This is a genomic window from Coriobacteriia bacterium, from assembly GCA_018368455.1.
Classification (GTDB): Bacteria; Actinomycetota; Coriobacteriia; order Coriobacteriales; family UMGS124; genus JAGZEG01.
In genome coordinates this window covers 78,211-92,746 of record JAGZEG010000003.1, presented here as the reverse complement: position 1 = coordinate 92,746, position 14,536 = coordinate 78,211, and the positions used below count along the sequence as shown (strand labels likewise).

Genomic DNA, 14,536 nt, shown 5'->3' with positions numbered 1-14,536 from the left:
CAGGTAGGGCCCCTTGCACACCTCCGGGCACCTATACTTTCGCAAGAAGAGAGTCGTCAGCACCGCTCTGGCAAAGCACACACCGTTTCCGGGAGGATGCCTATGCCCACCACCGTCAGCCCCTCCCTTCTCGACCTCGCGCACGCAGTCCTGTCGCGCGCGAACGAGGTCGTCATCGGCAAGGAAGACGTCGTCGCGGAGGTGTTCGCGACGCTGCTCGCCGGCGGGCACGTGCTGCTCGAGGACATGCCCGGCGTCGGCAAGACGACGCTCGCGCTCACGTTCTCGCGGCTCATCGGCCTGGACTGCACGCGCCTCCAGCTCACGCCCGACGTCATGCCCTCCGACATCACCGGCTTCTCCGTCTACCAGCGCGACGACGACGGCCGCGGCTCGTTCGTCTACCAGCGCGGCGCCGCGTTCTGCAACCTGTTGCTTGCCGACGAGATAAACCGCACGTCACCCAAGACGCAGTCGGCCCTGCTCGAGGCCATGGAGGAGCGCAGCGTCACCGTCGACGGCGTGACGCGGCCGCTCCCCTCGCCGTTCTTCGTCATCGCCACGCAGAACCCGCTGGGCTCGGCCGGCACGCAGCCCCTGCCCCTCTCCCAGCTCGACCGCTTCATGATATCGACGAGCCTCGGCTACCCCGACCTTGCCTCCGAGGTCGCCATGGCGCGCGAGGCGTCCGGAGAGCGCCGGACCGCGGGGCTCGCCCAGCTCATCGACAGCGCCCAGCTCGCCGAGATGCAGCGCGCCGCCGAGCTGACGTACCTGCACGACGACGTGCTCGAATACGCTGTGCGCCTCGTCGCGGCCACGCGCACGCACCCCGCGCTCTCCGTCGGGGCCAGCCCGCGCGCGTCGCTCGCCCTCGTGCGCATGGCCCGCGCCGCGAGTTGGCTCGCCGGAGAGGACTTCGTAACGCCTGCAACCGTCGAGCGGCAGTTCCTCCCCGTCGTGCGCCACCGCGTCGCGCTGCACGCCGAGGCCCGCTTCGACGGGACGTGCGCCGACGACGTGCTCGAGGAGATCGCCGCCCACGTGGCGCGCCCGCGCCTCGGTCGCACGAGGTAGCGCGGCATGCGCCTGGCGGTCTACATAGGCGCGACGCTCGCGCTGTGGTTTGTCGCCGGCGCCTACCGCGTCATGCCCCTCATGGCGCTCGCCCTCGCCATGGCGCTGTTGCTCGGCGTCCTGTTGGCGCTCTCCCAGCTCGAGGCGGCGCTGCTCGGCGTGGTCATCGAAGCCCGACAGCGCCAGGTCGAGCGTGGCAGCCAGGCCTCGTTCACACTGCGCGCGACGAACAGGTGCCTCCTGCCCGTCAGCTCGTTCGACATCCACCTGGAGCTGTGCTACCGGGATGGCCAGATCCCCGCGACGCCCCTCGTCATCGGCGGCGTCGTGAGCGGTCGCTCGCAGGTGGACGTGCCTGTGCTCGTCGAGGCACCTCACTGCGGCGTCCTGCTCGTGCGGGTCACCCGCATCGTCGCGCGCGACCCGCTCGGACTCTTCGGGGCCCGGCGCTCCCCACGCACAGCACAGGCAAGCGTGCCCGTCGTCCCCGCAGGGACGCGCTCGGCCACCGTACGCCCCGGTAGCGGCACGAGCGCGAGCGGCGTGCAAGAGGCCCTGGCCGCCGTCGCGCGCGTCGGGTCACTGCCGCCCGACGTCGAGCACGTGCGCGCCTACCGACCGGGCGACGCGCTGCACGCCATCCACTGGAAGCTCTCGGCCCGCTCGCTGGACACATTCGTAAAGGAGTACCCCGCCGAAAACGGGATCGACGCCCTCGTGCTGTGCGACCTGGGCGTACGCGCGGGCGCCACCGCGACGCCCGACGACTTCGACGCGCTCGCCGACGCGCTCAGGCAGCTGATGCACGGCCTTGCCCAGGCTGGCCTCTCCCACGCGCTGCTGTGGATGGGCGCTTCCGGCACCGCCCCGCAGACGGTGCTCGTGCGCGACGCGGGCGACGTCGGCGAAGCGCTGCGGTCGCTCGTGATCGGTGCGATGCCATACGAGGTCGGTGCAGGCGACGAGCATGCCGCGCAGGGCGCGCTGTCTGTGGAGACGGACGACGGCCCCGCCGGACAAGCGTCTCCCGCAAGCAACGGCATAGCGGCGAACGCGACGGGCAGGCAAGACCTCGCGGCGCTGTGGGCCCGCGCGGCAACCCTTCTGCAGACGCCCGCCGACGCCATCTCGCAGGCAGGACTCGAGCCTCCCGCAGGCGAAACGGAGGAGACGTTCGGCACGTCGCTGCGCCTGCGCCTCGACCTCGATCTCAATCTCTTTCTGGGGACGCGCCTCATCGCCAGCTTCGGCCCGGGAGGCATCCGATGAGGAGGGCGCACCGAAGGGAGGCCCGCGCGTTCTTGCGCCTGCGCACGCAGGTCGGTACCTGCAGCGTCAGCGGTATACCGGGCGCCCGCACCTGGGCGCCGCCTCGCTGGGCAGCGGTTGTGCCGCAGGTCCTTGCCGAGTTCTCTTTGCTCGCCTGCCTCGTCGCGGGCGGCTGGAGCGTCGTGCTGCTGCTCGCCGGCATCGTTCCCGTGTCGTTCTCCCCCGTCCCCGCCCTGCTCACCTGCGCCCTGCCGTGCGTCCTCGTCACGAGCGCCCACGCCGTGGCCACTCGCACGCGCGCGACATCGTGGATCGTCCGGCACCTCACAGGCATTGCCGTGCTCGCCTGCGTCCTGGGTATCGCCGCCTTGTGCCTGTGGGAGCGCGCCTTACTCGCCACGCAGCTTCCCGTGCTCGTCGACGTAATCACACATGCCAGCGTCGGCGAGGCGCCATCGGACACGCACGACGTCACGGCGCTCGCCTGCGTCATCAGCGCGCTAGTCTCGACGCTCGCCTGCCTGTTCTCGCTTGTGCTCGGCGCTGGATGGCTCGTGGGGCTCGTGTCGCTTCCGCTGCTCGGCGCCTATCCCGAGCTCGGGCTCACCCCCACCGTTAGCCTCGTCGCACTCACGGCGCTGCCCCTCGCCGGGCTCGTCTCGCACGACGGGGCGCAGCGCCGCCACGGGCACGCCAGCGTCACACTGCCTATTGTGCTCGCGTGCGCGGCATTGTGTCTCGCGATCGCCGTGCCCGTCGCCGAGCGCGCGTTCGATCGCCTCGCCGCCGCCCCGCAGGCTGTCAACAACTGGGCGACGGACCTGTACGACGACATTCGCACGAACGGGCTACCACTCGGGCGCGCCCGTTCCACGGCTTCCGACGCGCCCGCGGACACGGCAAGCGCCGTCACGCCGGGGACAACCAGCGCAGAGCAGCCTGAGACAAGCGACGCGGCGGACGGGTCGGCGGCGCCCGCGCCCATCGACATCCCCTCCGCGGGTGGCGGCACCGTCAACAGGGGCGACCTGCAGCTCACGGGTGAGCAGCTGTTCTCGGTGACGCTCGACGCGCAGCCTACGGCGACGCTCTACCTGCGGCAGTTCGTGGGAGCGTCCTACGCCGACGGCCTGTGGACGGCAGCCGACGAGAGCTCGTTCGTGAAGGCCGAGGCGGCCGCGCTGGGCGCCGATCTCCCGAGCGTCGAGCAAACACTCGCGCAGCTGCCGTACGAGCAGGCGCTCTCTCTCGCAGGGGCGAGCGCAGCCGGCATCGAGCCGCTCCGCGTCGCGCTACAGGCGCTATCCCCCACGTTCGACGTCAGCAGCCTCGCCCCTTACGCCTCCGTCGCCGACGGCAGCGGCCCCCAGGCGTACGACGCGCTCTCTTACGGCACGTATGCCGACCTCTCAGCCATCGGGGCGCTCGCGCTCGCCGCCCTCTCCCCCGCCGACTCGCTTGGCGCCGCCGTTCTCGCAGACTACGAGGCGTGGGTGCCCACTGCGTACGCCGGCGTCGACGCGGGGGCGCTGCCACGCCTCGCTCAGCTCGTCGCCGACAACCCCCAGCCCGACGTCGTATCAATCACGGACTTCGTTCTCCGCACGCTCTCCGACAACGCCACGTACACACTGACGCCCGGCGCATATCCCACCGACGTCGACGTCGCCGAGTACCTTCTGTTCGACGGCCACCAGGGCTACTGCCAGCACTTCGCCACCGCGGCAGCGCTCATGTACCGGCTCTACGGCGTGCCGGCACGCTACGTCAGCGGATACGCTGTGCCCACCTCGGCGTTCTCGCAGGCGCAGGATGGCACCTGGCAGGCTGCGGCAAGCGACGTGCGCGCCCACGCCTGGGTCGAGCTGTACACGCCCCAGCTCGGGTGGGTGCCGCTCGACGTCACGCCTGCCGGCAGCGCGGAGGCGGCACCCTATGCGCAGGAGCCCGCGAGCGAGGCAGGCTACACGGGTGCCGTCCCGCAGGTCGAGCCTGCAACGGGCAACGATGGCGAGCAGGACGGAAGCGACGCCGCCGGGGAGACGCAGAGCACGAGCGAGATGCCCGAAGCTGGCACACTGGGACAGGAAGGCGCTGCAGAGGGCGCGGGAGGCGACTCCATGGCGAGCGGGATTTCGGCATCCTCCAACATGCCAGTCGCCCCCGGGGCCGCGGCATCGGGCGACGGAGGTCCGACAGGCACGGGTGCCGACACATCCCAGCCGGACATGCAGGACACTGTCAGCCGAGAGGGCAGCGCTCCCCAGACATCGTCCGACCATGACAGCCCCAACTCCGCCGGCGAGTCGCACGGGTCGCTGGGCGCCGTCCTCGCGATCTCGCTGGGCGTCGCTGGGCTCGCAGCCGGCACCGCCCTCGCCACGCGAGCGATGCGATCCCGTCGCCGACGTATTCTCACCGCGCGCGCCCAAGCGCCGGCAGACGCTCTGTTCGTCGACCTGCTCGCCGCCCTGCGCTACGCCGACCTCATCGGATCGCTCGCTGGCACCGAGCCCGACAGCGCTAAGCGCCTCGCCGCAGCCGTACCCGCCCTGCGCCTGGCAGACGCGGAACACCTCGCACACGAGGCTCTGCGCGCGTCATACGGGCCCGCACCGGCGCAGGCCGCCGACGACCGGTGCAGAGGCGCGTACGCATGCGCCATCGATCACGCATACGGCACGCTACCTCGCCGACGCCAGCTCGCCTTCACCTACGTCCACTGCTGGCGCTAGGCGGGGTGCTCCGGGCCATACTCGCGCATCGATTGCCCCAGCACGGCTCGTTCCAGCCCGTCGGTGTCCACCGCATAGCCGAGGAACTACGCCAAGGCGCGCCCGGGCCCGTCAAGCGCGCCCGGGGAGGGCGCACCGGCGCCTGCCCACGCCGCGTTCCGCAGGCGCAAACGCCCCGCTGGCACGCAGCAGTCCAACGCTGGCGGCGGCTCACCTGACCTGTCGCCAGCCAACGCTTGCCCGCCCCGCCACCACAGGTGCCCGAACAACCGCGCGAGTAGATCGTGTCGGCGTCGTTCGACGTCACGTGCTCGCGACCGCACGCGCACACCCGCCCGACGCGCAACCGAGCACATGAGCGTGTCGACCCCTCGCTCACTGCGCAGCTGGTCAGCCGTCACCGTCAGCACCGTGATGCCCATCGAGAGCAGCGCGTTTGCTCGGCGGGCGTCGCGCTCCATGTCCCGCTGCCCTCCATGGAACTGCAGGCCGTTGTACTCGACGTCCAGATTGCCCTGGGGCAGAAAAAGGTCGCAGCGGAAGAACGACCGGCCTGCCATGGCACGTGCCTCGGCAGACGCCTCGACCACGTGGTTCGGTAGGGGCGTCCCCAACCCGTAGCCGCCCAAACGACCCGGCAGTGCCATGGGGAGCAGGATCCGCGTCTCCATAGGCGACCCGGAGCCCTCGGCGACATAGGGCAGCGCAGCACGTGCCCGCTTTACTCCGCGCGCACCGCCCAGCTCGTCGATACAGCGCCTTAGCCGCCCAACATCCGTCAGCGCAAGCAGGTCATAGGACGTGGGGAGCGTCCCGCCCAGCCCCATGCCGCACGTATAGGTGCCGCACAGCTCGCAGCCCAGCTCCACGAGGTCGACCACGTCAAGCCGCGAGGCCATCTGCACGAAGGCAAACTCGGGCGTGCTTACGAAGACGTCGTTGCCCACCTCAAGAAACGCCCGACACGGCAGCCTCGTGCCCCACGCACTCGCATTGACCTCTGCCATGCCGCCGCGCAGCGAGGCGCGGGGCACGATTGTCTGCAGCGGCAAGCTGAGATGAGAGAGCGGGCCTTCGATCAGGCGGCGGACCGACGTGCAAGAGACGGGAGACTCATCCATGGAGCGGCGGCGCGAGATGCCGTCGAGCTGTTGGACGCGCAGCGACCTTCCCGGTCGAGAGCGCTCCCGAAAAGAATCCCCGAGCACGTGTTCCAAAGCAGATGAATACCCAAGGTACAGCGCCATGCGTCATGCTCCTTTCGCGAGACGGTTTCCCACCCCGCGATTCGCCGTACGCAGGAGCCACGTCAGATGACGCACGCCGCCCGGGCAAAAGGGGGCGGAAATGCTATCACGGTCCAAGGGGATCGGCAAGGCGCACAAGGACGTCTGGCCCCAAATTGCGCTTCTGCTAGGTTTTGCAAAAAGATGGCCCGGATTTGGGCGCGAATTACGGATATGCGAGGTTTGCGCAGACATCGCAAGGCGCGAGTACCGGAAGGCGCAGCAAAACCGCAGGTCACGTACAAGCCCGAGTCGCGTGCGCCCGAAACCTCCCCGCGCAAACCTAGCACGCCCGCAATTCGCGCCCAATTTCACGCGCCCGTTTTGCAAAACCTCGCACATCCGTCGTTTGCGGCCAGGAAAGAAAGGATCCCGGGGAGCGAGGGGGCGCCTCAGAAAAGCAGGAATCTCAGGAGAAAGCAGGACAGCTCAGGAGCAGGGAAGCGTCCAAGAGACGAGGGCCCTCGGAAGCAAGGGAAGCACCCCGGGAAAGGAGGCCCCTCGCGAACAAAGAGACGCCCCAGGGGACGAGCGCCCACGCCTCGCGCGCCACAAAAGAGGGCGCCCCGGTCTCCCGAGGCGCCCCCAAGCGCGTGCTTATGCGAGGTCGCTTACTTCGCGTCCTGGCTCGTGTCCACGCCGTCCACGAGCTCGCCCTGCTCCTTGACGAACTGGGCAGCAGCCTTGCGCTCCTCCGGCGTCGCAACGACTTCCTCGGCGAAGTACTCGCCGGCGCCCTTGTACGGCGCCACGTCGTTGTGGTCGCAGATGAGCAGCAGCTGACGGGTCAGGTCGCGCTGCAGCTGGCCGCGGTCGGACTCGGCGCACTGCGCGATGACGCGCACGACGAGGTCCGAGCCGCCGACGCTGACGACGCCCTTGTAGTACGGGCCCGCCACGATCTTCGGCAGGCGATGCGCCACCTGCGGCAGCTCCTGCGCAAACAGGGCCTCGAGCTTCTCGAGCGGCGTCTCGTAGGAGACGGTGAGGTCCACGGTTGCGTAGGAGTACTTCTTCGTCATGTTGATGACATCGGCAATCGCAGAGTTGTTCAGGATCTTGATGTTCTGCGAGCCGTCCTCGATCTTCGTCGTGCGGATGCCAATCTCGAGCACCGTGCCCGTCCAGCCGCCGACCGTCACGATGTCGCCGACGCGGAACTCGCCCTCGAACACGAGGAAGATGCCGGCGATGACGTCCTTGATGAGCGACTGGGCGCCGAGGCCGACGATAAGGGTGACGATACCGGCAGAGGCCCACAGCGACGCGGAGTCAACGCCGATAAGCGACAGCGAGAAGAACAGCACCGCAATCCACACGCCGTACTTCACAAAGTTCGAGAACAGGCGGCCGACCGTCTCGAGACGGGCGTTGGCGCTGCGGAACATCATGGAGATAACGACACGGATGACCCACACGAACATCGCGGCCGTCAGCACCAGCACGCCGATGTACGTCAGCGAGAAGATGTTCGGCACCTTCTCCCACTGCATGGAGACGATGAACGACAGGGCCGACTCGCTGTTCGTGCTCTGGAACGCGTAGACGTACACGAGGATGAACGCGTTCACGACGAGCAGCAGGCCGCGGATGATCGTCGCGAGCTTAGCACCAGGGGCTTTCTCCTCCCACGTGGAGAACGACCCGGACCAGCGTCCGGACACGGACTGCGTCATCTTGCGGCCGCTGGCCGTCTGAACCTCGATGGAACCCTTGGGCTGCGGCAGCGGCTCGGAGTCGGACGCGGCGCGGGCCGCGGTCTTGCCCGAAGGAGCACGCTGCACGATGAGCTGGAAGATGCACGGCAGCAGCAGCACGAAGCTCAGGATGGCCGTGATGATGGCGTTGGGCAGATCGCCCGTGCCGATGTTAGCGGAGGGCACGCACACCATGATGTAGTGGCCCTGCGCATAGACGGTCGAGACGAGGCAGCTCTGGCCATTGATTGTCTGGTAACCCAGGTAGCCGTCGGTCAGCGCGGACGCGGTGAGGCCCTGCGTCGCGAAGTCCTTGCCGAGGAACTTGGAGTCCGGCATGTAGCTAATCGTGTTGTCCTCGCCGTTGACGGCCATGAGGAAGCCACCGTTGCCGACGGGCACGAGGTCGAGCTGCGACGTGAACGACGTGCGGTTCATGAGGTCGCTGATGAGCGTCGAGCTCAGGCCGATCTCGACCATGCCCTGCTCGTCGAGGCGCGGCACGCCGATGAAGAACGTCATGCCCGTGCCGTCGCTCCACTTGACGTCCTGCACGTACGACGTCTCGTAGCCCTTGACGACGTCCCAGAAGCCGTAGGACTGGTCCGTCTCGTCCGTCGGCAGCGCAAAGTCATGACGCGTCGTGCTCGTGGCGATGGTCTGGCCCTCCGCGTTGAACACGTAGATGGACTCGAGGCCGTCCGCCTCGGCAAACTCAACGAGGTGATCGTGGTCGATGAGGCGCGGGTCAGCCGCCAGCATGCGCGCGATGGCGTTGGCCTGGTTGATGTACTCGCCGGTGTACTGGGCGCGGATGGCGTCGGCGTCGCCCTCCGTCGCGGCGAGGCGCTCCTCGGCCGACGCAGCGTTGTGGTCGTTGAACACGATCTGCTGCGACAGCGAGATGAGGTTCTGCGCATACCACGAGATGAGGAACACGCCGATCGTGCCCACGACGAGGATGGGCATGGACTTCTTCAGCAGCGCCGTGTTGAGCACGTGGCCCTTGCCGAGCTTCACGAACGAGCCGTTGGACCTGCGACCCTCACGGGCGCGCTTGCGCTCGTCGCTGTAGAGGAACTGGCTGTAGCACGCAATGAGGATGGACACGACGGCAAACGCCACGACCACGATGACGGTCTTGGACATCGCGTTGTTCGTGAACTCGCTCTTGGGCACCATCGTAACGATCGTGTAGTCGCCCTCGACGCCGGCCTTCGCGTAGTACTCCGTGCCCTCGTACGTCACGTAGCCGTCGAAGCCGTTCGTCGGCACCGTCGAGAACGCGGAGGACGCGGCCGAACCCTCAAGCTCAGTCTGAGGGTCATAGACGATCGTGCCGTCGGCGTCCAGCGCCATGAGGTAGCCGTTCTCGCCGACGTGCAGGCCGTTGAGGTACGTGGACGGGTCGCGCTCGGCCGCGATCTCGGCAAGCTTGTCCGTCGCGTCGTCAACGCCGACGACGAAGCGGCCGTTCTCCATGGAGCCCGCGTAGTAATGCAGCGTGCCGTCGACGTAGACCGTGCCGTCGGCCAGCATGGCCTTCCAGCCGTCCGACGAGGTGTCGGGCGTAGGCGCGTCGTCGGTGGACGTCTCGATGGTACCCTGCTCGTCGACGATGTACATGCCCATGAGGCCCCAGGCCTGTGCCATGCCGGTGAAGCGGGCGGGCACGACGTCGTTACGGCGGTAGAAGTACGCCGTCGTGTCCACGGACGTCTGGTTGTTCTCGTCGTACTGGCGCATCATCTCCTCGCCCGTGGCCTGGGCGGCGTCGATGCGCTCATGAGCCGTCTGGAGCTTCGACTCAGCGTTTGCGCGCTGCGTCGACTCCAGGGAGCTCATCGAGGTGTTCCACAGCACCGCGGCGAGCACCGCGAGCATGACCACCTCGAGCACCACATTTATCAGAATGCGGCGCAGCTGTCCTCTGTCCTGACTGTCCATTTGAGCGGGGGCCTCCTTCTTCGCCGGTGTGCTCCCCTTTCAGCAAGGGCCCTCCCGCCTCGCATAAAACTCAGCGAATGGCGGGAGGGCCCAACCTGAAAGGTCTATGAATGTATGAATTATGGCGGCGAAATGGAAAGCCCGATATGCTCAACCTGAAGTTGTATCTAACCAACCCAGGCCGAAATGCGCCGGACAGTCCGACCCCTAAGCTGCACGTTCAACCTCTGCCTCAAGTCCAGCCTGAGGGTCACGGTACCGCTCGAGGTCGAGCGCGCCCGCCTGCTTGGCGACGATCGTCGTGCACACGGCGTCGCCCGTGACGTTGACGGCTGTGCGCAGCATGTCGAGCACGCGGTCGATGCCCATGATGAGCGCGATGCCCTCGAGCGGCAGCCCCACGGCGTTGAACACCATGGACAGCGTAACGAGGCCCACGGAAGGGACGCCCGCCGTGCCGATGGAAGCAAGCGTTGCGGTGGCGATCACCGTGAGATAGGCCGCCGGGTCGAGCTGGATGCCGAACACCTGCGCCGTGAACACGACGGCAACGCCCTGCATGATGGACGTGCCGTCCATGTTGATCGTGGCGCCAAGCGGAATGGTGAACGAGCTGATGCGCCTATTCACGCCGACGCGGCGCTCGAGCGTGTCGATGTTGAGCGGGATCGTGGCGTTCGACGTAGCCGTCGAGAACGCAAACGCCATGACCGGGAAGAACTTGCGCAGGAAGCGCAGCGGGTTCACGCGCGCGATGACGAGCAAGAGCAGCAGGTAGACGCCGAAGCACTGCACGGCGAGAGCCAGCGTGACCGAGCCCATGTACTTGAGCATGGGCAGGAAGGCGTCAAAGCCGATGCCGGCAAACGTCCGGGCCAGGATGCAGAACACGCCGAACGGAGCGACGTACATGACGATGGACGTCATCTTCATCATGATCTCGTTGAACTGCTGGAACAGGCGATGAACCGTCTCGACGCGCTTGCCCAGGATGGCGATGACGACGCCGACGAACAGCGCGAAGAAGATGATGGGCAGCATGTCACCATCGGCCAGCGAGCCCAGTGGGTTCTTGGGGATGACGCTCAGGATCGTGTCGGCGACCGACGGGCTCTCGCCTGCCGCCGCGGCGGTGCCGCCCGTGGCGATGGCGCTCATGTCGACGCCGATGCCGGGGTTGATGAGCGAGGCGACGCCCAGGGCGACGCAGACGGCGCACGCGGTGGTGACGAGGTAGAACGCGATCGTCTTGACGCCGATCGTGCCGAGCGTCTTCGTGTCACCGACCGAGGCTGCGCCACAGACGATGGAGCAGAACACGAGCGGCACGACAAGCATCTGCATCAGACGCAGGAATCCCTGGCCGATGACGTAGAACACGCCGTTGACGAGTACGTCGTCGCGCACGAAACCCACAGGCACGAAGTAGTGCAGGATGACACCACACACCAGGCCGAGGCCGAGCGCGATGAATATCCAGGTTGTGAGGCCGAGCCTCTTACGATGCGGCGCTGCGGGCACGTCGGCCTTTGGCTCGTGGTCGTCGTCCTGCATATTGGTGGCTGCGGGCGTGCCGGAGCCGTGACGCACGCGGCGCACACGATGCGTGGAGAGTGTCTCGCTAGCCGGGGCCGCCCCGTCGAGGCGCTCCCCCGTCGCGTCGCTGGGACGCACTTCGATGAGGTCCTCCTGCGTGAGGTATTTCGCCATATCAGCTCCCCCTAACCCGCAAGCCCGGTCGCGACCATGTAGGCCCGCAGGTCGTCGCGCCAGTGAGGCAGTGGCTCGAAGCCGACGAGGCGCAGCATCAGGTTGTCGAGCTGAATGTTGTAGGCGTGCTTCATGTCTCGCTCGCCATAGACGAGCTCGGGCGAGAGGCCAGCGAGCTCGAGCACAGCGCGCGCGAACTCGACGCGGCTGCACGCGCCGGAGCAGCTGACGTGGAACGTGCCGTACTCCCCCGCCTCCATGAGCGCTATGACGTAGTCGGCATACGTCGCCACGGACGTCGGCGAGCCGATCTGGTCGGCGAGCTGGGTGAAGCGCTCACCCGCGCGGGCCCGACCGATGAGCGCTCGCAGCGAGGCGCCCGGGGCGCCGGCGTATATCCAAGACGAGCGCACGATGATGTGTTCGCGGTTAAGCTGAGCTACGAGGCTCTCGCCTGCCAGCTTCGACTTGCCGTACACGGAGTCGGGCTGGGGCGCGTCGAACTCGCTGACGGGCGTGCGCAGCGTCTGCTCGTAGACGTCGTCCGTCGAGAGGTGCACGAGCTTGGCGCCGAGCTCTCCCGAGGCGATGGCCACGTTACGCGCGCCGACTGCGTTGACGCGGTAGGCCTCGTCTGGCATCTCGCTCGCGCGGTCTCGACCGGCCAGCCCCGCGCAGTTGATGACGGCGGCGGGGCGGTTTTTCTCGGCGAACGTGTTGACGGCCTCGAGGTCGCAGACGTCGACCTCGAGGCCCGTGGGAAGAACTTGATAGCCGCGACGCTCAAGCTCGCGGGTCAGATAGGATCCGATGCGCCCCTTGGCGCCAGTGATCCAGACGGCGTTGGTGAGCATGGGGCCTCCCTGCGTCATGGGCGGATATGTCCTGAGAGCGCACGCCGTAGCGAGCGCGACGGAACAGTATCGCACACGAGCGGGGAGGCTGTCGATGCGACAGGTGCTTGTCTACCCGCGCAGGCGCTCGGCGAGCAGGCGCAGAGCGGAGCGGTAGCCCTCGAGGCCCTCGCCCATGACCGTGGCAAAGCAGGCAAGGCGGGCGTAAGACACCTGGCGGAAGTCCTCGCGCGTCGAGACGTCGGAGATGTGGATCTCGACGGCGGGCAGGCCGACGGCCTTGAGCGCGTCGAGGATGGCGACGCTCGTGTGCGTGTAGGCGGCGGGGTTGATGACGATGCCGTCGTAGGTGCCCAGCGCGCGCTGGATGTAGTCGACGATCTCGCCCTCGTGGTTGGACTGCACGCACGTCACGCGCTCGAAGCCCAGCTCGCGGCCGGCCTCGAGGCACAAGCTCACGAGCGCCGCATAGCTCTGCGAGCCGTAGATGGCCGGCTCGCGCACGCCGAGCATGTTGAGGTTGGGGCCGTTAATGACAAGCGCTTTCACGGTAACGCACCTCCAAGTCGCAACGCCCGTAGCCATCCACTGGCGCCGCTCATACTGTCGTTTGTCTACGCCCGGCGCAGGGTGTGCCAGGTGGGCAGGGCTGCGCGTATCCTCGCCACGACGTCGGCGGGATCGGGCTCGGAACCGACCTCCAAGTCGGCCCAGGCGCGGTAGAGGGGCTCACGCTCAACACGCAGCGCCTCAACACCGCGGGCCTGGCTGAGCGGGCGCCCTTCGACAGCAAGCCCCTGAGCCTCCTCGGCGCCCAGCCCACGCGTCAGCAGCACGATCGGTCCGTTGGCCCGCAGCAGCGGCAGGTTCTCCGGCCGCGTCACAACGCCGCCGCCGCATGCGACGATGCGTCCCCCGTGCCCGCAGGCCTGCGCTGTGCACGCCGTCTCTCGCGCGCGAAAGCCGTCGATGCCCTCTTCGGCCATGATCTGCGGGATGGGCATGCCCGCCTGCTCGACAATAAGGTCGTCGACGTCGAGCACCTCCCTGCCGCACGTGTGCGCCAGGCCGCGACCGAGCGTCGTCTTGCCGCTGCCAGGCATGCCGATGAGGCTCACGGTCGCCAGGTCGAAGAGCACGCGCGCAAACACCTCGTCCTCGAGGGCGTCGGGGCGCGGTGTCCCCAAGAACTCGTCGGAGGCGCGCTTGGCCTGCGCCACGAGCATGAGCAGGCCACCCGAGCACGGAATGCCCAGCTCGCGGGCCCGCTGCACGAGACGCGTGCGCAGCGGGTTGTACACCATGTCGACGACACACCGCAGCTGCGGGAAGTCCGCCGGATCCACGAGTGGCACATCGGCGGCGTGCGGATACATGCCGACAGGCGTCGCGTTGGCGACAAGGCCCACCCGCGCGCGCAACTGGGGATCGGTCGCAAGGGCCTCGAACGTCAGCGGCCCCTTGCGGCATACGGTCAGCACCTCTGCGGCGCCGGCGTCCTCCAGGGCAGCACGCGCCGTGGACGCCGCCCCCCCGTCACCCAGCACGAGGCACGTGAGGCCCTTCGGTGAGATGCCCGTCGAGGCGACCATGCGCAGAAAGCCGTGGTAGTCCGTGTTGTCGCCACGCAGCTCGCCGTTGGGTCGCACGACGATCGTGTTGACGTTGCCCAGCCTGCGGGCCGCGTCGGAAAGCTCGTCGCAGCAGGCGTGCGCCGTCTTCTTGTAGGGAATCGTCACGTTGAGGCCGCGGTAGGCACCTGGACTCGCCAGAAAGCGCCGCACCGCGTCCTCGTCAGGCAGCTCGATCAAGTCGTAAGGTGCCGAACCCAGCAGCTTGTGGATGGTCGGCGAGTGGCTGTGGCCGAGCACCCGGCCCAGCAGGCCGTAGCGCACGCCGTCGCAGGCCGTTCCCCCATCGAGCACGTCGTCCATCGCTCCCCCTTCGCCCACGCGTTGCAT

9 protein-coding genes are annotated in these 14,536 nt (G+C 67.9%); 3 read left to right on the top strand and 6 right to left on the bottom strand.

Going from position 1 to position 14,536, the window contains the following annotated elements:
- Window positions 1–102 precede the first annotated feature (102 nt).
- Genes KHZ24_02700 through KHZ24_02690 form a run of 3 tightly spaced genes read left to right on the top strand, consistent with a single transcriptional unit; the run spans window position 103 to window position 5,081 of the window.
- Window positions 103–1,077 (top strand): MoxR family ATPase, encoded by a 975-nt coding sequence (locus KHZ24_02700; GenBank protein ID MBS5450113.1) that lies wholly within the window; start codon window positions 103–105, stop codon window positions 1,075–1,077.
- A gap of 6 nt (window positions 1,078–1,083) precedes the next feature.
- Window positions 1,084–2,346, top strand: a complete 1,263-nt coding sequence (locus KHZ24_02695) for a DUF58 domain-containing protein (protein ID MBS5450112.1) — start codon at window positions 1,084–1,086, stop codon at window positions 2,344–2,346.
- Window positions 2,343–5,081 carry a hypothetical protein gene (locus tag KHZ24_02690; GenBank protein ID MBS5450111.1) on the top strand — a complete coding sequence of 913 codons (2,739 nt, stop codon included), beginning with the start codon at window positions 2,343–2,345 and terminating at the stop codon, window positions 5,079–5,081. Before KHZ24_02695 ends, KHZ24_02690 begins: the two co-directional genes overlap by 4 nt.
- An 86-nt stretch (window positions 5,082–5,167) precedes the next feature.
- Here KHZ24_02690 and KHZ24_02685 read toward each other — a convergent pair whose 3' ends face one another.
- From KHZ24_02685 to KHZ24_02660, 6 genes are all read right to left on the bottom strand, one after another.
- Entirely contained in the window at window positions 5,168–6,328 is a 1,161-nt protein-coding gene (locus tag KHZ24_02685; GenBank protein ID MBS5450110.1) for a hypothetical protein, read from the bottom strand.
- Window positions 6,329–6,978: 650 nt separating this feature from the next.
- Complete coding sequence (locus KHZ24_02680; protein MBS5450109.1) at window positions 6,979–10,011, bottom strand: mechanosensitive ion channel; 3,033 nt, start codon at window positions 10,009–10,011, stop codon at window positions 6,979–6,981.
- A gap of 207 nt (window positions 10,012–10,218) precedes the next feature.
- A complete protein-coding gene (locus tag KHZ24_02675) occupies window positions 10,219–11,565 on the bottom strand; it encodes a dicarboxylate/amino acid:cation symporter (protein ID MBS5450108.1) in 1,347 nt (448 codons plus the stop codon).
- Window positions 11,566–11,732: 167 nt separating this feature from the next.
- Entirely contained in the window at window positions 11,733–12,575 is an 843-nt protein-coding gene (locus KHZ24_02670; protein MBS5450107.1) for a sugar nucleotide-binding protein, read from the bottom strand.
- A 111-nt stretch (window positions 12,576–12,686) separates the two neighbouring features.
- Complete coding sequence (locus tag KHZ24_02665; protein ID MBS5450106.1) at window positions 12,687–13,124, bottom strand: 3-dehydroquinate dehydratase; 438 nt, start codon at window positions 13,122–13,124, stop codon at window positions 12,687–12,689.
- Between the two features lie 65 nt (window positions 13,125–13,189).
- Window positions 13,190–14,509, bottom strand: a complete 1,320-nt coding sequence (locus KHZ24_02660) for a shikimate kinase (GenBank protein ID MBS5450105.1) — start codon at window positions 14,507–14,509, stop codon at window positions 13,190–13,192.
- Window positions 14,510–14,536: the final 27 nt, after the last annotated feature.

What these genes read in the sequence shown, in the direction of transcription:
- KHZ24_02670 (MBS5450107.1), bottom strand. Translation starts at nt 12,575, where the DNA reads ATGCTCACCAACGCCGTCTGGATCACTGGCGCCAAGGGGCGCATCGGA.
- KHZ24_02690 (MBS5450111.1), top strand. Translation starts at nt 2,343, where the DNA reads ATGAGGAGGGCGCACCGAAGGGAGGCCCGCGCGTTCTTGCGCCTGCGC.
- KHZ24_02700 (MBS5450113.1), top strand. Translation starts at nt 103, where the DNA reads ATGCCCACCACCGTCAGCCCCTCCCTTCTCGACCTCGCGCACGCAGTC.
- KHZ24_02680 (MBS5450109.1), bottom strand. Translation starts at nt 10,011, where the DNA reads ATGGACAGTCAGGACAGAGGACAGCTGCGCCGCATTCTGATAAATGTG.
- KHZ24_02695 (MBS5450112.1), top strand. Translation starts at nt 1,084, where the DNA reads ATGCGCCTGGCGGTCTACATAGGCGCGACGCTCGCGCTGTGGTTTGTC.
- KHZ24_02660 (MBS5450105.1), bottom strand. Translation starts at nt 14,509, where the DNA reads ATGGACGACGTGCTCGATGGGGGAACGGCCTGCGACGGCGTGCGCTAC.
- KHZ24_02675 (MBS5450108.1), bottom strand. Translation starts at nt 11,565, where the DNA reads ATGCAGGACGACGACCACGAGCCAAAGGCCGACGTGCCCGCAGCGCCG.
- KHZ24_02685 (MBS5450110.1), bottom strand. Translation starts at nt 6,328, where the DNA reads ATGGCGCTGTACCTTGGGTATTCATCTGCTTTGGAACACGTGCTCGGG.